We start from the raw sequence: 25,307 nt of genomic DNA, 5'->3' as shown, positions 1-25,307 counted from the left end.
GTGGAAGAGTTCTTATCTCCATAGATGCTACCCCTAAAAAAACGCATATAACGGGATATTTAATAAATCTTTGCTATAAATTATAGGGAAAATGTTTGGAAATTAGACCGTTAGTGCGGAACGACGGGAAGAAGCATCTTGAGGAGGCGGATGAAGTTCGCGCCGCAAAAATAGAAGCGAGGGCGGGAAGGTCCCTCCCCTAGAGATCTCCGGCCAAGATATCCCCCTGCAACAAAAGAAAATGTCAGCGGCGGCTAACAGAAAAAATTAAATAGAACATAACTCTAAAACTTAATTTTGGCGCATACCAGATCCGTCGCGAGCCTGTAAGGCTGGGACTATTATCTATCCTGAAAAATGATCTTTAAATACCAGTAGGACTTACGCAGTTGAACAAAAAACCAGTAGCATGAAGCACCAAACTGTCTAAAACACAATCTTCTTGACAGGCTCTCATGTGCTTGGTTTTGATTCTCAAGTGCGTAAGTCCTAACCAGGAAAGTCCGGGCCGACCAGAGGCCCGCTTTCTATGGCGATTGACCCAAAAAACAGGAGGTTCGGCCAGAGGTCGAGCCCTTTTAGGAGATGAGGTGAACCTGTATGAGTTCGATATTCGGAGAGACTCTTACATTTGGAGAGGGGAACGGTTCCGCCGTCAAGCTGGTGGTCTATGGCGATGAGTTCTACGCCCGCTATGAAACGGAAGACGGCTACACCGTCGTCTATGATGCCGATGTTGGATCGTATTGCTACGCCCTGGCGATCAACGGTGAGTTCGTCTCCAGCGGCGTCACCATCTCAGAAAGTCCACCCGTGAGGGTGCGACGCCATCTGAGAGAATCTGAAGAGGTCCGCAACGCCAAATTCAATAAGAGACACGCCCTGATGATCCCACCCCCGGAGCCCGTAGCCCTCCATGACACTCTCAGGACCTTGGGACCGAACAAAGGGCTGCTGGAGGGGCGGCGTGTCAGCGAGGGGGCTGTCAGGGGGTTGGCGGTCCTGGTCCAGTTCCAGGACGTAAAGAGCACGGTATCGGTGGCCGAAGTCTCGGAGATGCTCAACGGCCGGGGCTACTCTGAGAACGGAAACTTGTGCTCTGTCCGAGACTATTATCAGATGATCTCCAGCGGAAAGCTCGATTATTTCAACGAGGTGGTCGGCCCCATAACCCTGAAACAGAATCGGATGTACTATGCTCAGAATCTCCTCGTCGAAGAGGCGCTCGACGCCGTCGTCGATATGGGTATAGACCTCTCCAGGTTCGACTCCAGAAGAGCGGGAGTAATTGATGCTCTAAGCTTCCTTTACGCAGGTCAGACTCAGTACCTCGACTGGCTTTGGCCCCACAACCACGTCATCAACCTCCGGTACGGCAACATCAGGACCTACTTCTACATGATATCCAGCCTGGGCAGGAGCAAAACCGACCTCAGCATCGGAACCTTCTGCCACGAGAGCGGCCATATGCTCTGCCGCTTTCCCGACCTATACGATTACGGCGGGCGCGACGGCGACTTCGAGAAGAGCGCGGGGCTTGGCAGGTACTGCCTCATGAGTTCGGGAAATCACAACAACGGGGGAAAAACCCCGTCACCGGTATGCGCATATCTGAGGGATCTGGTGGGATGGTGCGATAACAAGGTGGTTATCACCCAACCAGACGAATACGAGGCGGTCTCCGGCGACTACGGAACGATACTGGTGTACGAGACCGAGAAGATCAACGAGTACTTCATCGTTGAGAACCGGTGCCAGCTCGGCCTGAATGGGGCGATACCGGCGAGCGGCCTTGCTGTATACCACTGCGATACCCTCGGCTCCAACGAGTGGCAGGGCGGGACGGCCAACAAACACTACCAATGCGGTCTGCTGCAGGCCGACGGCCATTTCGATCTGGAGAATAACCGGAACACAGGAGACGATGGAGACCTCTTCAAGAGGGTCGATGGAGTGGCGCTAACCCACAACACCAACCCGCATTCGAATATGTGGGACGGCTCTGAGTCAGGGCTGATCATATCCCAGATCACCGAACCGTCCGAGGTGATAAGCTTCGTGGCAGGGGCGGAGCCGTCTTCCCTGGACGTCTTTGGAGAGGCGTCCCCCGGGCTGAAGGTTCCGGACTACGACCCCAACGGAGCAAAAAGCTCCATCACCATCTCCGAACCAGGAAATGCCCGCACCATCGAGGTGAAAGTCGATATAACCCACACCTACATCGGCGATCTGTCGGTGGTGCTCGTCGCCCCTTCGGGCCAGAGGGCGACTCTGCACAACCGGGGCGGAGGTGGCCAGGAAAATCTGATAACCTCATACAATTCGGCCTCCAGCGCCGATCTCAACTCCCTGATCGGCCAGCCCATCAAGGGCGACTGGACCCTATGGGTCTCTGATCACGCCAGGAGGGACGTGGGAAAGCTGAACAAGTGGAGTATCGGGATGGGACTCGAAGCCAGGGTGAGGACGATCCAGGAGGAATCCGCGACGAAGCTGCCGATCCCCGACGACGATCCCATCGGCGTCAGCAGCTCCATATCCATAACGGAGGATGGGACGGTGCAGAAGGTGGCGGTTGATGTCGACATAACCCATACCTACATCGGCGACCTGAGGATCGAACTCTTCTCGCCAGAAGGCAGACAGGCTATATTGCACAATCGGACCGGCGGCGGCCAGGACGACCTGGTGAGGACCTACGACCAGAATTCGTGCGCCGATCTCGCCGCCTTTGCAGGCCAGCCGATCAAGGGCAACTGGATCCTGAGGGTCACCGATCTGGCAGGGAGGGATGTGGGGTCGCTGAACAGGTGGGGGCTGAAGATCGGATATTAGGGGTGAGATCAGCAAGACCTTCTTTTCCCCTATTTTTTGCCCTCACCATTATCAGGAGCCGCCGTCCAGCGGGCGTCTCCTCTGGCGGTCTATCTCCCAAATCCTTCTCCAGGGCCGAAATGATGGTGGTACGGGTCCGGGAAGGCCGATAGATCGGAACTCTTTTATCATCGGCCGCCCTCTCAGAAGCGGGTTATTGCCATGTTCAAGATCGGTTTTATCAAGCTCGGCAACGTCGCGTCCTCCCTGGTCGCAGACCTTGCCCTGGACGAGATCGCCGAGAGGACCGACATCGAAGTGCGATCCCTCTCCTTCGGAGCCAAGATGACGAAGAGGGAGGCGGAGATGTCGGCAGAGCTGAAGGGCTGGGAGCCCCAGCTGGTGGTGATGGTGGGCCCCAACGCCGCCACCCCAGGTCCCACGGCGGCCAGGGAGTTGTATAAAGATCTCCCGACGATCGTCATATCCGACGGTCCTGCCAAGAAGGAGGCCCGCGAGTCCCTGGAGGCTGAGGGGTTCGGCTACATCATCCTCCCCTTCGACCCCCTAATCGGGGCTAAGCGGGAGTTCCTCGATCCGGCGGAGATGGCGATCTTCAACGCCGACGCCCTGAAGGTCCTGAGCGTTTGCGGGTCGGTGAGGCTCGTCCAGGAGGAGCTGGACGGGGCGATGGCCAGCATCATCGCTGGAACAGTCAAGCTTCCCGCCATCCTCTCAACCCCCGAAAAATGCACCGAAAGGATGGACTTCAAAAACCCCTACGCTCGGGCGAAGGCGATCGCAGCCCTCCACATGGCCCAGACGGTGGCGGCGATCGACGCTGCTGCCTGCTTCAGGCTCAAGGAGCTGGATAGGATCGCCGTCACCGCCGCCGCGGGCCATGAGGTGATGCGGGCAGCAGCGAGGCTCGCCGACGAGGCGAGGGAGATGGAAAAGTCTTTGGATTCTGTCTCGAGAAGGCCCCACGCTCGATCCGGAGCGATCCTGGAGAAGACGGGCCTCCTCGATAAGCCCGAGCCGATCTGAAGCCGTTCTTCCCCAAGCCCATATTTAAGATATAAGCGCTGGCACCTGATGGTGGTGCCAGCTCACCCCTTTTCTCAACAGATGGGGCAGCCCCCCGTCCCGTTGCAGCCGGCGGCCGTCAACAGCTCACAGTCCATGACGTCCGGCTCGTACCCTGCATGCTGAAACTCCCAGTTCGGCGGCTGCCATATCCCGCAACCGATGGGATCGCATTCACCTTCGACGACTCCGACGTCTATGACGCATGTCGCCCTGACCGGCCCGACGACGGTCCCTTCGACGGATCGGGGATCGACCTCGACGACGTTGGTGAACTTGCCGTCAGCAGAGGCGAGGGCCGAGAACTCGATCGTCTTCGTCTCGCCAGGATCGATCTCGAGGAGGTTCCATACCACGACCCCGTCCTCATAAGATGCGACGGGGATGGAAGCTTCGATGAGGCTCATCCCCGCGGGGAGCCAGTCGGTGACCGTCGCCACCCTTATGGCGTCGTCGTTGTTGGACAGATTGATCCTGTACCGGACGACCCTGGGGTTTGCGGGATCGATCTCGGCGGTCTTGGCGACCGCTACAGGCTCGTCGAGGCAGCAGGTGAGCCCCTTGATCTCCAGGGCGGAGAAGTTGGATGCGCATACCTGTTCATCGTCGTAGACGCCGCATGCTTCGACCCTGTTCACAAGCTCAGGGGGATAGCCGGCCGAATAGTATTTGCTGACGTCCAGCGATAGGCTGATATTGACCGCCCCGCCGATCGATAGGTGTGTCAGAGTCCAGTTGGCGTAAGAGTCGGTGAGTTCAGAAGGCCGGATCGACGAGGGCTCTATGAAGGTCGCTCCTGGTGGGAACCGATCCTGCACGTATACCGGCTGAAGCACCCTGTTGCCATCGTTCTCGATCCTGATGGTATAGTCTGCAACCCTTCTGGTCTTAATGGCGCCCTCGAGATGGGGCTCGCCATAATCCCATGGGAGCGTCTCTACATATATCCGGTTGAGGGTCTTGGTGACGTTGAGGTGAGGCCTGTCGTACTTGGCGACGCCGGAGAAGTGGACACGCCTCTGGATCGAGTAGTCGCCGGCGTACTGCTCGTCGAAGTCCACCTCGGGATCGCGCCCGTCCTGGCTCGTATCGAGGATCGCCCTGAACCTCGCCTGGCCGGAGAACTTCGCATCCGTCTCCATATCGTTTAAGCCCCGGGCTACCGTCTCCTTGTCGAGCTCGGTGATGGAAGTGTACTCCTCGCCGATGTAGCTCGTCTGCGGGTTCGTGGAGCTCATGCCCTCCTTCCACTTCATCGAGGCGTCGATGGACGTGGATTCCGTCAGCCTCTGGCTGATAGGAGCGTGGACGAGGCTGATATCTTTTGCGATGTAGTTGGTGTATGTCTCTATGATCTCCTCGGAGTCGTAGGTCCCGGTGCCCGACTCGTAGGTCCTCTGGGCCGATCCGACCCTCTTATCGACGACGACGAGACCTCTCCCGGAAGCCGCCTTCTCGGAGGAGACGGACGATCCGTACTCATCGATCCTCTCCAGGACCCGGAAGCTCCCGACATAGTCCTCCCTCATCTCGAAGATAGGAGTCGCCTGACGCGGTGAGGTGTTCGTCGGCATCTTGAGGAACCCTATGTGACCCCGGCCGTCGAAGTCGCTGTTGACCTCCATCACCGACTCGTTCTCGTCGAGGAAGATCCTAGACTCGCGGTCGAGCCCGACGGCGTCGTGGTACGTCTCCGTCATGGTGGTGCCGGTCACATAGTTCTTCGCCCGGGACTTCTTGACCCAGGCGGCGTCGTAGTCGACGGTCCTGTTGTGGTAGAGGACGATCGAGGTCGGCTTGTAGGCGGCCGAGAGGTCCTCCTCCCACTCGATCGACTTGTTCTCGGTGAAGATCTTTACCCGCTCTTCGACGTCGAAATAGCCGCTGCCGTACTCTCTGGTCGATAGCTCCGTTCCCAGCTCGCGGACGGTGACGGTGACGCAGTCTGAGATCGGGGTCCTGTAATTGTCTGAGGTGGCATAGGCGCAGTTCTTGAGGAGATACTCCTGGAAGGTGGTGCTGTAGTCGTTGGCGACCTTGACGAACCCTTCACCCGATACCCCCTGCTCCATCCCGAACTCGAAGTCCTGACGCTCGGGTACCCGAATCTTGATGATGATCGTCCTGCAATTATTAGTATCACTCTCATTCTTCTTCGCCGGTATGACGGGGAAGCGCCATTTGCCGTCGGGGTCGGGGGCCGGCGTCATCGAGAGGATCACCACATCATTCCTGTTGAAGACGTCCCAGACGGTGACGTTGCGCTCGGGTTCGGCGCCGTGGTTGCAGACGGTGATGGTGTAGGTCACCTCGCCGCCCCGTTTGACGTCGTATTTGTCCACCTCCTTGGTTAAGGTGAGGTTTCTGACGATCGACACATCGGCGGTATCGTTGGCGGTGACGTTGTCCCCCTGCTCGGGCTTTCCTTCGACCTCCACCAGGTTGGCGAAAACCCCGGCCTCCAGGCATTCGACATTCGCCTCGAGGTAGATGATCCTCGAATCGCTGACGTTGAGCCTGCCGAGGTCCCAGGTGACGACGCCACCGAAATGGTCTCCCGCCGGTACCGAACGGTTGTATTCAAAGCAGAACGGGAGGGTGTCGGTGACGATGACCGGGTCCAGCGTGGCGTTACCGGTGTTGTTGACGACGATGGTGAAGTTCACCGTCTCCCCTTTCTTCGCCACGGTTTTGTCTACGGTCTTGTTGACGGCGATATTCGCCATCAGGGCGGTGACGTTCGCCGAGTCCTCGGCGGTGACGTTGTCGCCGGACTCCGAATCACCTTTGACAGAGACGACGTTCTCAAGATCGCCGATCTTCGAGCCGTCGATGTGGGCGGAAAGCCACAGGGTCCTGTTCTCGCCGACTTCCAGCCTGCCGAGGTTCCAGGTGATGACGTCGTCGTAGACGATCCCGCCAGAGCTTGGGGCCGGCTCGTCGAGACCATCTGGCAGGGTATCGGTGACGATCACCCGGTCCAGCGCCACGTACCCGGTGTTACTGACGACGATAGTGAAATTGACACATGTGTTGGCAATTCCCGAGGATACGTTGATGGTCTTGGAGACGTTGATACATGGAGTCGCCGAATCCATCGAGTAAGAGACTTGGCTTACTGGAAGGTACCCTGTATTCCCGCAGTCGTCATAATAGTGAGGATATATCGTAATGTTTCCAGCAGCTTCTTTGGAGCAGCGGTCCCCGCAGGCCACCCCGAAATCGAAGGTAAAGTTCTTCCAGCTTTTTGACGGTATCCCACCTAAGGAGAAGGTCTCGTTCCCCGGATGATAGACAGCTCCAGAGACGTCGCTTACAGCGTAATCAGCCGAGATGCCTGAGAACTGAAGTTCCAAGTCAAAGATCCCTCCAGGGCCCGAATTGCTGACGTTGAAAAAGACGGAGGTCTTTCCGCAGTAAGGGACAATTATTGGAGTTAAGGTGTAATTCAGATCCGGATATCTTTGAACGAAATTTACGAGTGAATTTGCACCGACCTTCTGGCAGGGGGTATCACTGCAGCCCCAGCTGGCGTTCACATCGTTGCGGAGATCTTCACAGATGGTTGCGTTCGCGGATATTCTGACGGTTTTCACCTCTCCTGGATCGATGGCGTCGTAGCTCCAGTTCATGTCACCTCCCGGTGAATCAATAGATAGGAGGGTCAGATCCGAGGAGATGGTGTCGTTGACCCGGACATTATAAGCTGGACCGGGGCCGATGTTCTCGACGGTGATCGTCCAATTGACAGAGTCTCCCATGCCAGCCTCAAAGATATCAGGGCTATTGGTCACCTCCAAGAATCCTTCATTGACCTGTATCGAGGAGGAGAGTTGGGAATCCGAACCCTCAAAATATGCTAGATCTACTTTGACATTATTTCCTGAAGGTGTACCGCAGCCGGCGGTCAGGTTGAACTCAACCCTGATCTGATCACCTGGGGCTAGATCGCCGTTTGTGCCTCCCAGAGTGGAGCTCCTCCAGCCCCAGTGTCTGGAACCATCGGGGACGCAGGCCCAGCTTTGCGCCTCGACACTCGCACCGTAGTTTACATAATCCTCTTGGGTACCTTTACCGTTAAAAAGAATTACCGTGTCCCCCGGATTGTTTAGGACGGACCCGTTAATCCTGATAACCAGATAACTTCTGGGGTCCATTTTTACGTTGCCAGATAGCACGTTTGATGCTATCGGTATATTATTATTACCAATGTCCCGAAGGTACCACTCTTTGACGTTTACAGTGGACGTTCCAGCGTTATACAGCTCGATACGCTCATTGCCGCTATCGGTGCCAGCAGGATTTGGAAGGAGTTCGTTTATCACAACCCCCATCTCAGGGGTCATGATCTCAGTCAGGTTCCATTCGAGATGCTTGCCGGATTCATTGGTGGGACCATCGTTGCTGTCCCCTCCTGGGAAGTATATTCCAGAATATCCGTCGTAGGAAAAGCCCTGAGGGATTGTGACGTTGAGAAGGATGTCCTTTTCAGGGGTTGTCCCGGTGTTGTTGACGTATACCACAAAGCCATTTGAGTCGCAGACGTTGACCGATGTTGGAGCTATCGAGTTCACCGTCAAAGACGCAACTGACCCGGATATGGTGGCAAAGAAGAGAAATAAGAGTATGAGAAGGGCGATAACATCAGAGATTTTCAGCATATATGCGTGCGAGTTTAATTTAAAATTTGATAATAATCTCCTTAAAATAATACCTACAGATATAAACGAAATGCATGAAGATGCCATGAACGCTTTCACTCCTCTTATTACCGGATTATTTGGTGACATGTAAATCATTCATCTCCTACTAATTCCGTCCGATTACAGAATTTGTATGCTGGGTTTTCTTACCAATATTTATGCAAATATAAGAAGAAGTCTTAGTACAACATATATTTAAGTATTTCTAGAGTAATAGATTAAAGGTGAGAAACCTGGAATCGATTCTCATATCTACCCCATCATAGCCCTCGGAAAGGTTATATCGCCTCCCGTCCGATTCGACCTCATGACCGAGGTACCCGAGATCCCCGTAGAGCAGATCCAGCAGCGTGTGGTGGCTATGTGGCTGGGGAGCTTCTACGGAAGCAGCGGCTATGTCGCAAAGAAGCTCGGAAAGAAAGGGCTTCGCGAGTTTCAGGATATGGGCGCCCACCAGGTCGCCGGGACCTTCAAGAGGCTGGAGCTCTCCGAGCCGAAGGATCTCGCATTTGCCGTCGCGACCAACGACAAGAACCTCTTCGGCTCCGCCGTCTCGGTGGAGGAGGGGGACGGCTGGGCAAAGATCAGAAGGGAGAGGTGCGCCATCAAGGAAGGGATCAACGCCTTCGCCCGGCTGGGGGCGGGGCTCGTGGCGAAGCAGCACTGCAAGACCTGCGTCGAGAGCCACTGGCGGAAGGTCTTCGCAGACCTGGGGATGAAGCTGGAGGTGGAGGAGACCGATGACGGCTGCGTGATGAAGGTATCCCAGAGCTGATGATCGCACAGGATCATCCTGTAATCCTTTGGGCAAATAATTTAAATCATGCCCGGCATATTACCATCTCGGGAGTGTGATCTGGACATGATTTCAACGCGCAATTTGATTCTGGTCGTATCGGGCATCTTCCTGGCATCAGTGCCTGCGGGAGCCGACTACCTGGACCCCGGCAGAGGCCCCAACTACTCGGAGTGGAGGTCCTACTTCTCCGACCCCATATTCTTCTCGGGGGGCGCGCCCTCGAAGGTCGACTACAGCCAGTACTACCCCTACTTTGGATCGAGGATCTTCAGAGAGCCGACGTCTCTGGGTGGAACGTCGAAGGCCCCCGCCGTCCTGGGGAAGGTGGCAAGAAAGCTAGCCGAGGAGAGGGCCCGAGCCATCGCCTCGGCCTCCGACGGCCCCACCACCCTGAGACCCGGGTACAGCAGGATGATAAACCCGGAGGCTCTGCCGTCGAGGAAGAACTGGACAAGGACGATGGAGTATGTAAGAGATCGGTCCTCGGTGAGGGTCCTGGAGGGTGGAGAATGGACCCACCCCCAGGACGTCCAGAAGATGTATTGACCTTATGCAATTTGACTGCGGCATTTGACGCGAGGCGAGCCCATCCTCCTGGGCCGGTGGGTTTCGGAGACGGATCGATCCCCGAGGGAGGGTGGGCTCCTTGGAGGGGCGGTTTTTTACCTGGAAGATCGGCGGTGTCTGTACATAACCGATATGGCGTCGGCGCACTGCTCCGGGGTCTGGTAGACGGGTATCCCGGCATTTTCCATCCTGATAACCTCGTCCATGGCGAACTCCTTTCCGGCGACGCAGACCGTGATGGGCTTTCCCCGATAGTCGACCTTCCCCAGGGGCTCGACGTAGCTTCCCAGGATCTCGGCCTGGAGGATGACGATGAAGCTTCCCACGTCCTCGCTCTCGACTCCGATCTCGATCGTCCTCTTCACCGTCTCGGCGTCCATGCTGAAGGTGTAATCGACGGGGTTTGTCCCGCCGACGTACTCCGGCAGAAGGTCGAGGAGCCTCTCTTTGAGGTGCTCCTCCAGCTCTGCGAGCCTCATCCCCTCGTCGATGACGGCGTCGGCGGAGATGACCCCAAGAGACCCGGCGTAGGTGATGATGAAGACCCCTTCCTTCTCGGGGAAGGGCTGCTTGGATACCGCCCTCGCCAGGTTGAACATATGCTCGTAGTCCCTCGCCCTGATCACTCCCGCCTGCGAGAAGACGGCGCTGTAGACGAGGTCGTCGCCGGCCATGGAGGCCGTATGCGATGCGACCGCCCTCTTTCCCGCCTCGGTCCGGCCGGACTTGAGGGCGATGATCGGCTTCTCCCTCGTTATCCTCTTGGCGGCGTCGATGAACCGTCTTCCGCCCTTCACCGACTCCAGGTACATGCAGACGACCTCGACGTTCTCGTCTTGGCTCACAGCCTCCAGCATATCCGTCTCGTTGATGTCGAGCTTGTTTCCTATCGTCGCCACGATACCGAAGTCCATGATGTGGCGCAGACCCCATAGCATCCCGGCGGCGCAGACCCCCGCCTGGGATATGAGGCCGATGTTCCCCTTCGAGAGGGCGTCGACGATCCCGATCGACTGGACCATGCTGCAGTGGGTGTTGATGATCCCCGAGCAGTTCGGCCCAAGGAGTCTCACCCCTCGGCTGTCCGTGATCGCCTTCATCTCCTCCTCGATCTTCCGCCCCTCCTCCCCCATCTCGGCGAAGCCCGCCGACTCGACGATGACGTACTTGACGCCGCAGTCGCAGCACTCCCTCACCACCTCCGGGGTCATGGAGGCCTGGACGAGGATGACGGCGACGTCTATCGGCTTATTGACGGCGCTGATCCTCGGGTAGGCCTTCACCCCCAGGATCGACTCGGCTTTGGGGTTGATGGGGTATAGCTCCCCTTTGAAGTCATGGCTTATGAGGTTGGAGAAGACGTTCCAGCCGAGCTTTCCCCTCGTCCCCGAGGCGCCGATGACGGCGATGCTCTTCGGATAGAACAGTTCCCGCAGGTCCTGGACCTTCGCTGGGGCCGCTTCCGCCTCCTCCGGCACGTCGCCGAGGATTATCCTTGCGTCGACTACGGTGTACCCGTCGGGGTAGAGGAATACGGGGTTTAAGTCCATCTCGGCTATCTCCGGGTGTTCCACCACCAGGTCGGAGATCCGGAGCAAAAGCCTCTTCAGGGCCGGGATGTCTGCCGACCTGCCCCGGTACCCCTCCAGGAGGGAGCGCCCCTTTATCCCCCGTATCATCTCATCGGCGTCCGCCTCCGTTATGGGGATCGACCGGAGGGATACGTCCTGGAGGATCTCGACGAAGATACCCCCGAGGCCGAACATGAGTATGGGGCCGAAGGTGGGGTCTCTGGCGACCCCCACGATCGCCTCGGTCCCGGGCCTGGCCATCTCCTGGACGGCGACCCCGGCGATCTCCTTCTCAGCGAAAGCCTCCATCATTTCGCGGTACGCCCCCCTCACCTCCCCGGGCCCCGGAAGGTCGAGGGCGACGCCCCCGGCATCCGACTTGTGGACGACCTGGGGAGACATCACCTTCAGTACCACGGGGCCGCCGATGGACTTTGCCGCATCGACCGCCTCCTCCTCCGACCGGGCGAGTACCCCTCCCGTCGTCGAGATCCCCAGGCTCTCCAGGACCGCCTTGGACTCGTGCTCCATCAGGTACGCCCTCCCCTCCCCTCTGGCCCGGCCAAAAATCTCCTCTAACAGCACTCTCATCTTCTCCATCCTCCAGACTCCATCACTTCGGGATCATCTTCCACAGGTACCGGCCTCTTCTATCTCGAACCGGCGTTAAACCTTTCCGTCCCCTACTCCTCCATCGCCGCCGAGGGTGGCAGACCCCAACTCCCCGCCGCCTTCAGACCTCGATGAGCCGGTATCGGGATGAACCAAGGCCGATCTCTTCACCGTACTTTATCTGGAGACGACCGTCGGCCTCGGGCCAGACGCCCCTGAACTTATCCTCCCCCCGTCCGATGTTGGACTTCAACGCCGTCCCTCTGATCCCCTCCTGGCCGTTGACGAGGTCGAGGCTCGCCGCATCGATGGCGACGGGATCTTTCGATGCGAGGATCCCGACGTCGGGGACGATCGGCGCTCCGCTCCAGGGGAGGCAGTCGCAGTCCGGGGTGACGTCGATGACGAAGTTGAAGAAGCCGACCCGCCCTTCTTTCCCCATCACCGCCCCGAAGGCGTACTCCACCATCCTCTCGACGAAGACCGGGATCGTCTCCCAGTCCAGCTCCGCCGCCCCCTCCGGGCAGGCGGCGATGCAGGCGCCGCACCCGACGCACCTCTCAGGATCTATCCGGGCGGTGCCGCCCTCCAGCAGGACCGCGGACTCGGGGCAGGCGGATGAGCACTTGCCGCATCCGGTGCACCTCTCATCCACCACCAGGGGCTGGGAAGCCTTGTGCTGGTCGGCTTTGCCTATGGGCGGGGCGCAGCCCATCCCCAGGTTCTTGATGGCGCCGCCGAAGCCTGCCATGCCGTGGCCCTTGAAGTGGGAGACTACGATCATCGAGTCGGCGGCCGCGATATCGCCAGCGATCCTGGCCTTCTGGACCTCCCTTTTTCCGATATCCACCTCGACGTAGTCGCCTCCCCGAAGGCCATCGGCTATGATCAGGGGAGCTCCTGCCGCCGAGAGGTCGAAGCCGTGATCGATCGCCGTCAGGAGATGGCCGACGGCGTTATTCCTGCTCCCGACGTAGAGGGTGGCGGTATCGGTGAGAAAGGGGCACCCCCCCGACTCCTTCACCTTCTCCGCCACCTGGCGGACGAAGGCAGGCTTGACGTAGGTCTCGTTTCCCCTCTCGCCGAAGTGGAGCTTTATCGCCGTCATGTCCCCCTCTCCGATCAGGTCATCGAAACCGGCGGCTGAAAAAAGTCCCTTGACGCCGACGGTCTCCCTCTCGTCGATGTCTTCAGCCCTAAGCGGGACAAAATATACATTAGAGACCATAAATTTCTATCCTCCTCTGGGATGAGACCCTCATCGTCCAGATGTAATTCCCCCTTCACCAGATAAGTCCCTTATGACAGTCGGACGAAGGGGGACGGCGGGGATGGATGAAGACGAGGGAAAAAAAACGGATTATCAGGGAAGATCGATCAAGGGGACGAGACCCCACCCTCCGTCTCTTCGACTGCGGCCTTAAGCCCCTTTCCCCCAAACCCATCTACAAGCACGGCAGCCAGTCGACGGCCCCGGTGGTGTCGCTCTCGTTCTTGAAGAGCTGGATGTACTTCTCTATCGAGAATACCCCGACGAGATCCTCGACGGACCTTCCCACCTCGAAGGGCCTCTTCGCACCCTCGATCTTCTCTACGGAGAGCCAACCGATGTGGCCGACGCCGATGACGTTGGCGTTGAAGCTCGCCTCGATCCCGCTGTTGTTCACCTCGTTGAGAGGGCTGTTTCCTACAGTGCTGATCTGGGTGCTCTTCATCAGGCTCTCGGCAGATGTGTAGCTCTCGGTGACCACCGCTCCGGCATCGTAGTTCGCGACGCAGAGCCTGTCCACCCACTTCCTGTCGTAGGTGCCGGTCTGGTAGCTGACCGGGAAGTACTCGAAGGTCGCCTCCTGGGTGTAGTTTATGGTGTTGCGGTGGACGGAAAGCTCGAACTCGGTCCGATCGTAGAAGCTGCCGCTCCCCGAGATCCTCTCGACGATCTTCTGGCCGCTGTACCCCTGGGCGGTCTGGCCGATGAGCTCGTGGCTCCTATAGCCCACCCCCTGGATCACCGACCGCTCGTATATGTAATTGGCAGCCGCAGCTGACCCCAACAAAACCAGCATCGAGATCAGGACAGCGCAGCATAGCCGGTTCAAATCTAACCTCCCCGAGGGATCGGTGACGGCCTTATCGTTTAAAAACGTATCGAGATATTTCCGGTTTAAGAAATAAATTAATCTGGTGGGGAGACCTCCTCCGGCTTCCGGCCGGGGGTCCGCAGATCCGGAAGCGACATCAATAGCCCGACCAGCTCCTCGATCAATCTATCGTCGAAGGGCGGGCGTCCGTCCACATTTCTGATGGGGTTACTAACGTCGATTGCCCCGAGGACGATCTTGGGAAGCTTTGACCTCTTGAACCCCTCGATGATGGCGTAATCGACGCCGCCATCTTCCAGCTCCGCCAGCGCCGAATCTAGCCCTCCGCCCCTCGCCACCTTGAAGGTGACCCCGTCCTTTCCTACCCCCACCACCACGTCCGCCCCCGCATCGAAGTGGCGCCTTGTATCGCCCCTGTCCTCGATCTCGTGATCGGGCATGTTCTTGACCGTCCCCACCCGGCCACGGCCCGCAAGAGCCCTGACCATCGCCTCCACGAGAGCGGTCTTCCCCGACTTCTTCGGCCCCACCACAGATACCGCCTTCAATATATCGCCCCCGCTCCTATCGCCAGACTCCTCGACTTCTTCCGGCCGTCGCCCCGACGCCCTCCTGCCATCTCCTCGTCTCCTTCCGCCGCCGATCAGCCCGTCATCAGGGTTGCGAGGAACCTGGCGTAGATCGACAGGTCCTCGATCGTCACGTTCTCGTCGGGTCCGTGGGGGTTGGAGTCGGTCTGACGGCCGACGCCGTAGGCGCAGGTGGGGATCTTCGTCACCTCCACCACCCGGGCCTGATCGAGGCTGTACTGGGCCCCGGCCAGGCGGGGCCTCTTCCCCGACGCCTTCTCCAGAGCGGACCTCACCTCCGCCACCCAGGGGTGGTCTGGATCGATCCTCATGGGTGGGTAGCCCATCCAGGACCTCCATTCGAGGTCTACGGGGAGGGCGGCGACGGCCTCCTCCATCTCGGCGGCGGCCTCCTCCATCCTCTCCTCGGGGATGACCCTCCGGTCCCCCCCGATGACGCACCTCTCGGGGACGATGTTCTCCTTGACGCCGCCCCTGATGACCGTGACGTTCAGCATCGGCCGGACGCGATCTACCCCGAAGGCGGCAAGCTCCGAGGAGGCGGGGAGGGCCGACCTCCTCGCCTCGACCTTCTTCTTCAGATCCAGGAGCGCCTCTATCACCGGGAGCGCCTTCTCGATGGCGTTCTCCCCGAGGAAGCTCGCCCCGGAGTGGACAGCTCTCCCCCGGACCGTCACCTCCCAGCTGATCACCCCGTTACATCCGATGATGACGTCGTCGGAGAAGCTGTCCATGCAGAGCATTTTCTCGCCCCTGACGAGCCCCTCGTCGGCGAAGTAGCAGAGGCCGGAGTAGCCCCCCACCTCCTCGTCTGTGGTGAGAAGGACCTCCAGGTTGTAACGGTGGCGGCCGCAGGCGTCCACGGCCCTGAGGGCGGCGATGAGGGCCGCCACCGCCCCCTTGGAGTCGGCGACCCCCCGGCCGTAGATCCTATCGCCCCGGACCTCCAGGCCGAAGGGGTCGCAGGTCCAGCCCTCCCCGGCGGGGACGACGTCGAGGTGGGTGTAGATCACTAGGGTCTCCTCGGCCCCGACGTCGAGGCTGGCCCGCAGGTTCGCCCTCTCTCCGGCGAGGCCTCTCCCGCCGCACCTCTCTTCGAAGAGGTCCTGGGGCATCACCACCTTCTCAGTCTCAAAGCCCAGGCCCTCGAAGATGGGCATCAGGTGGCCGACGATCTCGCTGTAGAACGTGCCTGGGGGGGCTACGGTCCTGTATCTCACCAGATCCCTCAGAACCTCCAGCATCTCGGAGGCCCGCGAATCCAGGTATCTATAAAGCTCCATGTATCTCAGCAGTTTCATCCTGGTCAGAGCCCTATTAAAGGCTTCTCTGACCTCTCCTTCTTTGGAGGCCCTCGATTACGGCGCCACCCCCTTCAGAAGATCGAGGCACTTTGCAAGAAGCCTCGGGAAGATCTCTCTCTCATGCTGCCCCCTAGATCCCTCCCGGGGCGGAGACGAGGCTGACGACGGCTATCGTCAACAGTCCCACCAGGATCATCTTCAACCCCGAGGCGATCATCCGCTCCTGGCTGATTTTCGCGAGGAATAGCCCCAGGAAGAAGAGGCAAGCGAGGCCCAGGCCCAGGGAGAGGCGGAAGGCCTCCTCCATATCGATCGCCGGGACCAAGAGGTATGGGAGGACGAGGATGATCGCTCCGATGGCGGGGCTGATCCCGTTCACCAGGGCGACGACGACGGTGGCGAACTGTGAGGCCCTCGCAAACTGGCTCTTCTTGAGGTCGGCGAGCATGGCGGACTCCAGCTTCTTCAGGTCCCTCCTCCTCTCCGCCCGTTCCGCGAGATAGGCGCTGCTCATGCCAGAAATGCCCAGGGCTATGCTCCCTCCCACTCCAGCCTTTACGACTATCTCGGGGTCGGATAGCCCCGAGTAGTGGGCACCGATGACCACCCCCATGATGGTGAGGATGCCGTCGAAGGCGTTCATGACGAATAGACGCCTAGCTATCCTGAAGGCCTCGCTCACCCGGAGGTAAGTCCTGAACCTGTTCAAGCTTTGATCCATATCTTGCTAGTCGCCTCTATCTCTTCGGCTCAATCTCTGGCGAGCAGAGACCTCCCCGTCATGGCTGGAGGGGGCGCCAGGCCCAGAAGCTCCAGGACCGTAGGGGCGACGTCGGCGAGGATCCCGCCGTCCCGGAGCCGCTCCCTTCGGCCGTCTTTGGCGAGGATGAAGGGTACCCGGTTTGAGGTGTGGGCGGTATGGTGCTGGCCTGTACTCCTGTCCTCCATCTTCTCGGCGTTACCGTGATCTGAGGTCAGGAGGACGGCGCCGCCCCGGGCCAGAACCTCCGCCACCACCCTGCCGACGCACTCGTCGACCGCCTCCACCGCCTCCACCGCCGCATCGAAGATCCCGGTATGCCCCACCATGTCGGGGTTTGCGTAGTTGAGGACGATGAGGTCGTAGACGCCCTCCCGGATCTTTTCGACGACGGCGTCGGTGACCTGAAAGGCGCTCATCTCCGGCTTCTGGTCGTACGTCGCCACCTTCGGCGAGGGTATCAGGAGCCGCTCCTCCCCGGGGCTCGCCTCCTCTCGGCCTCCGTTGAAGAAGAAGGTGACGTGGGCGTACTTCTCCGTCTCGGCGATCCGCAGCTGCAAGAGGCCCGCCCTGCTCACCACATCGCCCAGGGTATCGGTCAGGTGATCCGCCGGGAAGGCGACGGCCGCCCTGATCGACTCCTGGTATTCGGTCATGCAGACGAAGGTGACGGCCATCTTCTCCGTCTCGAACTCGCAGAAGTCGGGGGTGGTGAAGGCCTTGGTTATCTGGCGGGCCCTATCGGGCCTGAAGTTGAAGAATATGATGGCGTCGCCGTCTTCGACCGTACCCTCCGGGTCGACGACCGTCGGCCTGAGAAACTCGTCGTCCTCGCCCCGATCGTAGCCAGCTCTCACCGCCTCCTTTGGGCCTGGGGCCTGTAGCCCCTCGCCGGACGTCATGGCGCTGTAGGCGAGCTTCGTCCTTTCCCACCTTCTATCCCGGTCCATGGCGTAGTACCTCCCCGCGACGGTGGCCACCTTCCCGACGCCGGCAGATCTGATCTCCTCCTCCAGCTCCCGGAAGTAACCGAGGGCGCTTCGGGGAGGGACGTCCCTCCCGTCCAGGATGGCGTGGATCCAGACCCTATCGATCCCCCTCGCCTTGGCGAGGCGGAGAAGGGCGTAGAGGTGGGTGTTGTGGCTGTGGACGCCGCCGTCGGATAGAAGGCCCAGGAGATGGAGCCGCCCCCCCCTCTTTAGGGCGGAGTCCATAGCCTCCGTCAGGACCGGGTTATCGAAGAAAGAGCCGTCCTCGATGGCGAGGTTGATCCTGGTGTAGTCCTGGTAGACGATCCTCCCAGCCCCCAGGTTGAGGTGGCCCACCTCGGAGTTTCCCATCTGGCCGGGGGGGAGGCCCACGTCGAGGCCGGCGGCCCCCAGGGTTGTCTTGGGGTAGGATCTCGCGAGGAGATCGATGGTGGGGGTTTTGGCGGAGGCGATGGCGTTGCCTTCGTCCTCGTCCCCCTCCCCGAATCCGTCCATGATGATGAGGGTGACTGGCTTCATCAGATCTGGGTGGGACCGGATCGAGATAACCCTTTCTCACCCTCCTTACATCTCAAAGCCATAGTCTCCCAGGAGGGGGACGAAGACGACGCCGCCGTGGTGCTCCAGCTCGTAACCCTCCTTCATCCGTTCCACCAGGACGAGCTCCTGGTAGCAGGAGCCCACCGGTATTACGAGCTTCCCCCCTACCTTAAGCTGCTCTTTGAGGGGCTCGGGGATCTTCGGCGCCGTCGCCGCCACGTTGATCCGATCGTAGGGGGCGTATTCGGGAAGGCCGCGGCTCCCGTCCCCCTCGAGGACGGTGACGTTTTTGACCCCTGCAGCCGTCAGGTTCTCTTTCGCGAAGACGGCGAGCTGGGTTATCCGCTCGATGGAGTATACGTGCCCCTCGGGGCCCACCAGCTCCGCCATCACAGCGGCGTGGTAGCCGGAGCCGGTCCCCACGTCCAAAACCCTCATCCCCTCCCCGATGTCGAGGACGTCGCACATGATCGCCACCATGTGGGGGGCTGATATCGTCTGCCCCTCGCCGATGGGGAGGGGCCGGTCCTCGTAGGCGGAACCTCTGATGCCCCGGGGAACGAATAGCTCCCGGGGGACCCTCCCCATCGCCGCGAGGACCCTATCGCTGACGCTCCCCCTGAGCATCCTCATCGTCTCATCTTTCATCAGATGGCCCCTCCCCAGACCCTTATTATATCTTTGGCCAGGGCCCTCGCCGGAGATCGGCCGTCGCGGAGCTGGATCTTCTCCACCCTGAACCTCCTCCCTCCCGCCGTCCTCACCTCTCCCACCTCGAAGGGCTCATCCCCCCCGACGGGGAGGGAGTAAGATGTGGTCTTCCCTCTCCGGTGGACGGCGACCTTCACCACCACCTCGTCGACGGCCCTCGTCCAGAGCGTCTTCACATCCCCGGCCCGTGCCCTCTCGTCCCGCCTCCCGCCCTCCATCTCGATGGAGGTGACCTCCACCATGGCGACCTCTCCCACCCCGTCGTCCACCAGAAGCTCGTCTCCCACCTCGAGGGTCTCCTCGGCCGGGAGCTCGATGGTGCGGCGGGATGAGGAGTTGACGGCGCTGACGATCACCCTGAGGATTGCAAGCCTCGTCCGCTCCAGCTTATGAGGATGGACCGTCCCACATACCATGCACCTGACCAGGTGCTCTCGTCCCATCTTGACGGTGGAGTGTTCGGTGAAGTCGGCGCAGTGGGAACAGAAGATCTCCTCTTGCATGGTCATAACTCCCCCATAAAAACTACTAAAAGGTGACCATCAGAGAAAAGGCTTCCGTCAGAGCCGAGATGAAGGCCTCCGATGGAGACGAAAGGGCTTCCCGTGGCCGGGGATGACGACGTCGGCCCTCTGCAGAGCCTCCAGCCGGCTCCTCCTCAGGGCCGGGGGGTCGGAGGCAAACTCGTCTTCCAGCTCCCATAGCGATCCGGGATCGGTCCTCTGGACGGCGCCGCGTCGCCACCAGAAGAGGTCGCCAGCGACGAGGACCACTTCACCTTCCACCGGCACCAGGAGGGACGCGTGGTCCGGGGTGTGGCCCGGGGTCGGGAGGATCTCCACCTCCGTTCCGGGGATGAACCTTCCGGTGGGGATCCCCTCGTCCTCCCTGTAAATGAAGGACGAATCTGAGACGTCCGCCTCCGGAAATAGCCTCAGGTTGAGGAGGTGGTCGAGGTGGGTGTGGGTGACGAATAACATCTCCACGTCCCGGGGACGTAGCCCCTCCCTCGATAGGCCCAAAAGAAGACCCTCTCTATCGGATCCAGGGTCGACGAGGACCCTCGTTTCGCCGTCCTCTATAAGGACCGACGATGGCGACGCCCGGATCCTCCCCCCTTCCAGGTCGATGACATAACCCTCCATGAGAACCGATATAGAAGCCAAGATCCTTCACCCAAAAATATCTCCCCGAAGGAGCTCAAATGGGTATAAAAAGGTTGAGGATAAAGATATGACGGGTGGCCCGATATCTCGGGTCCGTTCTGAGGTGGAGGGTTTATGCGGGTTTCATTGATGGCGCTGGCCGTCGCGGCCTCTCTTCTCCTCGCCCTCTCCTGGGGGCTTGGGTCTGCAGACGAGACTGATCTGGATGGGGACATGGAGGGGGACCTATCTTCCATCAGGCTATCGGAGAAGAGCTCCGCTTCCCGCCAGGTCGTGAATATATCGAGATCGACTTTTGGTGGAGGTTTCACAAAGATAACGGTTCTGAGAAACCCCTCCACCGGAACGGCGATGAAGGAGTCGTACCTCCGCGGCGGCTCCATCGATCGGGAGGCAAGGATGGGAGTCGACAAAAACGGCACCGTCATGGAGGTATCATCCTCCTTCGACGGGATGGCGAGCCTGGGGGTCCTCAAGATGTCCAGCCCCAACGGGACTTCGAAGTATCCCCCGACTTTCGAGGCTCGCGAGAGCTACTACGGCAGCTTCAGGATCGACGAGAGGATCGACGATTACGGCTCCAGCATATCCTCTGAGAGGGCCGTCTTGGGAACGGGGTTTGTGGCCGTCGATAAGAAAGTCGGGGACGATCAGAGGACCCGGGAGTCGGGGACGGGATCTTACCGATCCGAAGAGGTGATCGACACATATACGGGCTACATCGCAAAGTCCGTCTCCCTATCCCACCAGCCCACCAGCTTCAGAGGAGGCTCCGACGGCTCTGGGAACATATCCCTCCGGTGGAGAGAGGGCGTCATCTCCAGAGTGGCGGGGGAGAGCTACATAGGGGAGGCGTACTCGTCGATCGAGAGGCTCGACAAGACGACGGTCGCCCGGGGGACCGGCGCCATGGAGACGGAGGCAGAGTTCTTGGGGACGGCGAGGTACAGGGTCGTCTCAGCGGGCGAAATAGATATGGATGAGGTGTATATGGGCGACTACGCCCTCCAGAGGAACGTCCAGCTCGAAAAAGCCTCCAGATACGAGATGCCCCATCTATCGGTGACGAAGGAAGGGACCCTGAGGTACGAGAATGCTAAGACCCTCGCCGACTACATCATCACCATAGAGAACGACGGCGATCGGATCCTGGAGCCGGTCATCGTGAAGGACCTCTTCCCTCCGGGAGCGACCTTCGTCAGCACCGATCGTCAGCCGACCTTCACCTCCGACGGTGCAGAATGGTCCTTCACTCACATATCCCCCGGCGACATCTGGACCATCGAGCTCGTCCTGGACGTCACCGGATTCCGGGGAGCTGATCTGGTGAACCGAGTCGAGGCCTGCGCAGGTTACGGCGAGGATCTGGCCTGCGCCGCCAACTACTCCGCCATCGAGATCAACTGGCTATCCTGGGGCTCCGCCGACGGGATGGCCCTCAGCAAGAGGGGTGCCGTCGACGGGTCCGACCCAAATCGGGTCAGGTACACCCTGGAGGTGGAGAACCTGGGGGATGATACCCTGGTGGCGAGGGCGACCGACCAGCTCCCCTTGGGGATGAGGCTCATCTCCTCTTCCCCACCCTTCGCAGCCAGCGAGGGCGGCGTCGTATCCTGGAACCTCATCGATATCGGACCTGGTGAGACGAGGACGATCGTCTACGACGTCGAAGCTCTCTGGTCCGGGAGGTTTGTGAACCTGGCGGAGGTGGAGGCGAGATCCGTGGACGGGACGTCCCTGCGGCCGGCGACGGCGAGATCGGTGGTGGACGTGGAGAAGTTCGATGGAGAGCTGTCCCGGCCGGGGTGGCAGCCCCCCGATTGGGGCTTCGGCGATCCGGTGGGGGCGGATCTATCGGCGTTCTGAAGGGACCGACGACGGGGTATCTACCCCATGAGGCCTGAGGGCCCATGAGACCAGAAGGGGTGACGGAGGCGGCGCGAGATGTTCAGAAAGGAGATCCGGGACGAGATCGAGATCCGGGGCTCGCCGGAGGCGGTCTGGAAAGCTCTTACCGACTTTGAGAGCTTCGGTGAGTGGAACACCTTCATGAGGCCGGTGGTGGGGGTGGCAGAGGAGGGGGCTCGGCTCAGGGTCCAGATCAGGCCTCCTGGTGGTAGGGCGATGGCCTTCCGGCCGATGGTGACGACGGCGGTGCCGAATAGGGAGCTGCGCTGGCTGGGAAGGCTCTTTCTTCCGGGCCTTCTGGACGGAGAGCATATCTTCGAGATCGAGCCCCTGGTGCCGGAGGGGGTGAGGTTCGTCCAGAGGGAGGTCTTCAGGGGGCTCCTCATCCCCCTAATGGGAAAGAGGATCGAGGAGACTCTAGCCGGCTTTGAGGAGATGAATCGGGCGCTCAAGGAGAGGGTCGAGGGGGATGGGGATGATGAGGAAGGATGGGGATGATAGGAACGAGAAAGCCCTTCGGAAGGGATGCAAGAATGATCCTCTATAGCATGTAAGAATATCCTCAATAAAACTGTCAATAAGGAGGGTATAAGACCCCATGAGGTCGGTAAACCAGAAACTTTATATCCGATTATCCCTATAGATGGGAGCCGTTTGGTGTATCGAATGGTCGATCATTACCAACCAGCATGCCATTGTTGCCATGGCGAGGAAGAGTTCCCTCTTCCTGGAGATAGAACTGCCTACGTATGCCGTCACTGCGGAACGATCCCCTTCACCGACGGACCCCATCACGACGACAGATGCCCAAGACACACCCTCTGATCCGGGCAGCGACTGAGGGGAGGAGGTAGGCGACCTCGAGACGCCCAAAGGCCGGTTCAGGGACCGTATCGGGCGTCAAACCGATCATTTTTTTGGATATTCAACCTCAAAGCCTCCAACCACCCCTCCCGACGTCATCGTCCCGCCGTCGGCCTCGCTCCCGAGGCCCTCAGCCTTCATCCGTCTCGTTTTGACCCTCGGGGGGGGGGGCGATCTTGAAGATCGCGCCCGTGCTATCGACCGGCCCAAGCCTATCTGAGGCGAGGATGTATAGTTCGCCATCGTCATCGATCCCAAGGGATCGGATGAAGAGATCGAGCCTGCCGGTGGGACTGTCGGCGATATAAACCTCCTCCCAGACCCACAAACCCTCTTCAGAAGGGGTCGCCACCAAGAGGGTGCCGTTGCCCGTCGAGAAGCTGTTGGACCAATCTGCGAATATGTATCTGCCCACCATGTCGGATAGCGCTTGACCCCGGTAGATATAGCCGCCAACAACAGCCGTCCCCAGATCGTGGCCGTACTCTATGACCGGGTCGATGAGCATCTCGCCTCTGGCGTCGACTTCAGGACATACCTGGGGAGGATTCCTGGGGTCGGCCGGATCGAAGCAGTGGGTCCCCTCGCGGATGTTCCAACCGTAGTTGCCGCCTTTAACCACAAGGTTCACCTCCTCCCATAGGTCCTGGCCTGCATCTGATACGAGGAGGGCACCATCACCACCGGTATCGAAGGCGATCCTCCAGGGATTCCTGAACCCCAGAGCGTAGATCTCCGAAGGGATATCCTCGTCGTCCACAAAGGGGTTGTCGGCCGGTATCCCATAAGCCGCATCATCCCCCGTCTCATCGACATCGATCCGGAGGATCTTGCCCAGGAGGGTCGTAGTGTTCTGGCCGTTTCCGTCGGGGGGATGGCCGAGTCCCACGTCGTTTGCGCCGCCACCATCGCCGATGGGGACGTAGAGGTATCCGTCAGGGCCGAAATCGATGGTGCCGCCGTTATGATTGAACTGAGGCTTGTCGATGCGGAGGAGGACCCTCTCAGAGCCCATATCGACCCTGTTGGGGTCGTCGGTGGATATCGAGAACTCCGAGAGCCTGTTGGTGGAGTCCCAGCCATCGGGCGCCTGGGGCCTCAGGGGTCCGGTGTAAAAGACGAAGACCCTTCCGTTCTCGGAGAACTCCGGATGGAAGGCGAGCCCCAGAAGGCCCCGCTCGTCAAAGCCCGGCCGAAGCTCGACCATCCGGTCTGTGAGGTCGAGGAACGGCTCTTCAAGGACGGTGCCGTTGGGATAGACTATCTTGACCAAGCCGACCTGGTCGATGAGGAAGATCCGTCCCGTCCCGTCTCTTGAAGTTATGAACCCCATGGGTGCTGTAAAGCCCTCTGCCACCAGCTCAACTCCAACTCTCGGACCCTCGCCCGTCTCCAGATCCGGCATCTCCGCCGGGGCTACGATGATCTCGCCCCTCATAGACGGGTGGGGCGTGCAGTGGTACGGGAAGGTGCCGGGTTCGGATAGGGCCAGGTGGAACTCGCCACCGTTGCCCCTAATGCTCCCCGAATCGAAGGACCCGTCATCGGCCGTAACCGTATGAGCAAATGGATCGCGGTTGATCCACGTTACCGTAGTTCCAGCAGGTACCGTGATCGATTCTGGCTGAAACGAGAAGCTTCTGATCTCAACGGTCGCATCCAATTGATCTTCACACTGGGTTGGAGAGATCCAAGATACAACGAAGAGCAATGCAAAGAGATATACCCATCCTTTCTTCATCCTCTCACTCCTAATCCAATTTTAAATTCTTTATATGAGGGATAACTGTATAAAAACTTTTTCGCCCATAACAGGCTCCGAGAGACGTTAGTAGACAATTTTACATGCGAAGTCGAAAAGAGGCCTTCATCTCTGATCACCCCTCCCGCTTGATCGGTCCATCCAGGATGGGGCTTTCCATATTCCGCCCCAAGGTCCCCGGAAATCCAGGACTGCAGCAACCGCGTCGTTCCATGAGGGGATCCCTTGGAAAGCCGCCCGAAACTAACTCGATCCTCTCGACATCGCCGGACCGACCAAGACCCCGGAGCCGCTCATGGGTCATCGGTTAAGGAGTTTAAGCTTCACAATATTGGGCACTATCTAGAAATCGAGTGATATTCAGCTTTCGGGAACAAAATGCCGTTTTACTTTATCTCCATATCTCTAAAGTTTTCGCGAGAATTGGGTGAAATCTAAATTATCGCACAATATAGTTAA

Annotated in this window: 19 protein-coding genes; 7 read left to right on the top strand and 12 right to left on the bottom strand. The window is 59.4% G+C overall.

All coding sequences use genetic code 11. From position 1 onward, the window contains the following. Positions 1–600 precede the first annotated feature (600 nt). Both P0O24_RS10050 and P0O24_RS10045 read left to right on the top strand, forming a co-directional pair. Positions 601–2,835, top strand: a complete 2,235-nt coding sequence (locus P0O24_RS10050; RefSeq protein WP_316969618.1) for a M6 family metalloprotease domain-containing protein — start codon at positions 601–603, stop codon at positions 2,833–2,835. 201 nt (positions 2,836–3,036) lie between these two features. Next, complete coding sequence (locus P0O24_RS10045; protein WP_316969617.1) at positions 3,037–3,861, top strand: F420-dependent methylenetetrahydromethanopterin dehydrogenase; 825 nt, start codon at positions 3,037–3,039, stop codon at positions 3,859–3,861. A gap of 74 nt (positions 3,862–3,935) precedes the next feature. On the opposite strand, the gene P0O24_RS10040 is transcribed toward P0O24_RS10045, so the two are convergent. Then, entirely contained in the window at positions 3,936–8,234 is a 4,299-nt protein-coding gene (locus P0O24_RS10040) for a DUF7507 domain-containing protein (RefSeq protein WP_394356764.1), read from the bottom strand. Between the two features lie 130 nt (positions 8,235–8,364). On the opposite strand from P0O24_RS10040, the gene P0O24_RS10035 reads away from it, so the two are divergent. From P0O24_RS10035 to P0O24_RS10025, 3 genes are all read left to right on the top strand, one after another. Then, positions 8,365–8,694 (top strand): hypothetical protein, encoded by a 330-nt coding sequence (locus P0O24_RS10035; RefSeq protein ID WP_316969620.1) that lies wholly within the window; start codon positions 8,365–8,367, stop codon positions 8,692–8,694. A gap of 216 nt (positions 8,695–8,910) precedes the next feature. Continuing rightward, positions 8,911–9,378, top strand: coding sequence for a hypothetical protein (locus P0O24_RS10030; protein ID WP_316969616.1), 468 nt, complete (start codon positions 8,911–8,913; stop codon positions 9,376–9,378). A gap of 105 nt (positions 9,379–9,483) precedes the next feature. Further along, positions 9,484–9,948: a hypothetical protein gene (locus P0O24_RS10025; RefSeq protein ID WP_316969615.1), complete on the top strand. Its 465-nt coding sequence runs from the start codon at positions 9,484–9,486 to the stop codon at positions 9,946–9,948. A 116-nt stretch (positions 9,949–10,064) separates the two neighbouring features. On the opposite strand, the gene P0O24_RS10020 is transcribed toward P0O24_RS10025, so the two are convergent. The 10 genes from P0O24_RS10020 to P0O24_RS09975 all read right to left on the bottom strand — a co-directional run bounded on the left by P0O24_RS10020 (position 10,065) and on the right by P0O24_RS09975 (position 20,314). Beyond that, on the bottom strand, positions 10,065–12,131 hold the full coding sequence (locus tag P0O24_RS10020; protein WP_316969614.1) for an acetate--CoA ligase family protein: 2,067 nt from the start codon (positions 12,129–12,131) through the stop codon (positions 10,065–10,067). Positions 12,132–12,273: 142 nt separating this feature from the next. Continuing rightward, positions 12,274–13,380 (bottom strand): DUF362 domain-containing protein, encoded by a 1,107-nt coding sequence (locus P0O24_RS10015; protein ID WP_316969613.1) that lies wholly within the window; start codon positions 13,378–13,380, stop codon positions 12,274–12,276. A gap of 217 nt (positions 13,381–13,597) precedes the next feature. Beyond that, positions 13,598–14,251, bottom strand: coding sequence for a hypothetical protein (locus tag P0O24_RS10010; RefSeq protein WP_316969612.1), 654 nt, complete (start codon positions 14,249–14,251; stop codon positions 13,598–13,600). Between the two features lie 77 nt (positions 14,252–14,328). Then, positions 14,329–14,802 carry a molybdopterin-guanine dinucleotide biosynthesis protein B gene (gene mobB, locus P0O24_RS10005; RefSeq protein WP_316969611.1) on the bottom strand — a complete coding sequence of 158 codons (474 nt, stop codon included), beginning with the start codon at positions 14,800–14,802 and terminating at the stop codon, positions 14,329–14,331. Positions 14,803–14,897: 95 nt separating this feature from the next. After that, entirely contained in the window at positions 14,898–16,145 is a 1,248-nt protein-coding gene (locus P0O24_RS10000; protein ID WP_316969610.1) for a M20 family metallopeptidase, read from the bottom strand. A 133-nt stretch (positions 16,146–16,278) separates the two neighbouring features. Beyond that, a complete protein-coding gene (locus P0O24_RS09995) occupies positions 16,279–16,869 on the bottom strand; it encodes a VIT1/CCC1 transporter family protein (protein ID WP_316969609.1) in 591 nt (196 codons plus the stop codon). A gap of 29 nt (positions 16,870–16,898) precedes the next feature. After that, complete coding sequence (gene gpmI / locus P0O24_RS09990; RefSeq protein ID WP_316969608.1) at positions 16,899–18,416, bottom strand: 2,3-bisphosphoglycerate-independent phosphoglycerate mutase; 1,518 nt, start codon at positions 18,414–18,416, stop codon at positions 16,899–16,901. Between the two features lie 45 nt (positions 18,417–18,461). Continuing rightward, complete coding sequence (locus tag P0O24_RS09985) at positions 18,462–19,085, bottom strand: protein-L-isoaspartate(D-aspartate) O-methyltransferase (protein ID WP_316969607.1); 624 nt, start codon at positions 19,083–19,085, stop codon at positions 18,462–18,464. Further along, a complete protein-coding gene (locus P0O24_RS09980; RefSeq protein ID WP_316969606.1) occupies positions 19,085–19,651 on the bottom strand; it encodes an HVO_0476 family zinc finger protein in 567 nt (188 codons plus the stop codon). Before P0O24_RS09980 ends, P0O24_RS09985 begins: the two co-directional genes overlap by 1 nt. Before the next feature lie 57 nt (positions 19,652–19,708). Continuing rightward, the gene (locus P0O24_RS09975) at positions 19,709–20,314 is read right to left on the bottom strand and encodes an MBL fold metallo-hydrolase (protein WP_316969605.1); all 606 of its coding nucleotides are present in this window, start codon (positions 20,312–20,314) and stop codon (positions 19,709–19,711) included. Between the two features lie 114 nt (positions 20,315–20,428). Here P0O24_RS09975 and P0O24_RS09970 point away from each other — a divergent pair, with 114 nt between their 5' ends. Together P0O24_RS09970 and P0O24_RS09965 are read left to right on the top strand one after the other, a co-directional pair. Then, complete coding sequence (locus tag P0O24_RS09970) at positions 20,429–22,180, top strand: hypothetical protein (RefSeq protein ID WP_316969604.1); 1,752 nt, start codon at positions 20,429–20,431, stop codon at positions 22,178–22,180. 78 nt (positions 22,181–22,258) lie between these two features. After that, positions 22,259–22,720 (top strand): SRPBCC domain-containing protein, encoded by a 462-nt coding sequence (locus P0O24_RS09965; protein ID WP_316969603.1) that lies wholly within the window; start codon positions 22,259–22,261, stop codon positions 22,718–22,720. Between the two features lie 496 nt (positions 22,721–23,216). Here the strand turns inward: P0O24_RS09965 and P0O24_RS09960 are convergent, their stop codons facing one another. Continuing rightward, positions 23,217–24,827, bottom strand: a complete 1,611-nt coding sequence (locus P0O24_RS09960; RefSeq protein WP_316969602.1) for a PQQ-dependent sugar dehydrogenase — start codon at positions 24,825–24,827, stop codon at positions 23,217–23,219. Between the last annotated feature and the right edge of the window lie 480 nt (positions 24,828–25,307).

This window comes from Candidatus Methanocrinis alkalitolerans (assembly GCF_029167205.1).
GTDB classification, from domain to species: domain Archaea; phylum Halobacteriota; class Methanosarcinia; order Methanotrichales; family Methanotrichaceae; genus Methanocrinis; species Methanocrinis alkalitolerans.
This window is presented reverse-complemented; position numbering and strand designations above follow the sequence as displayed.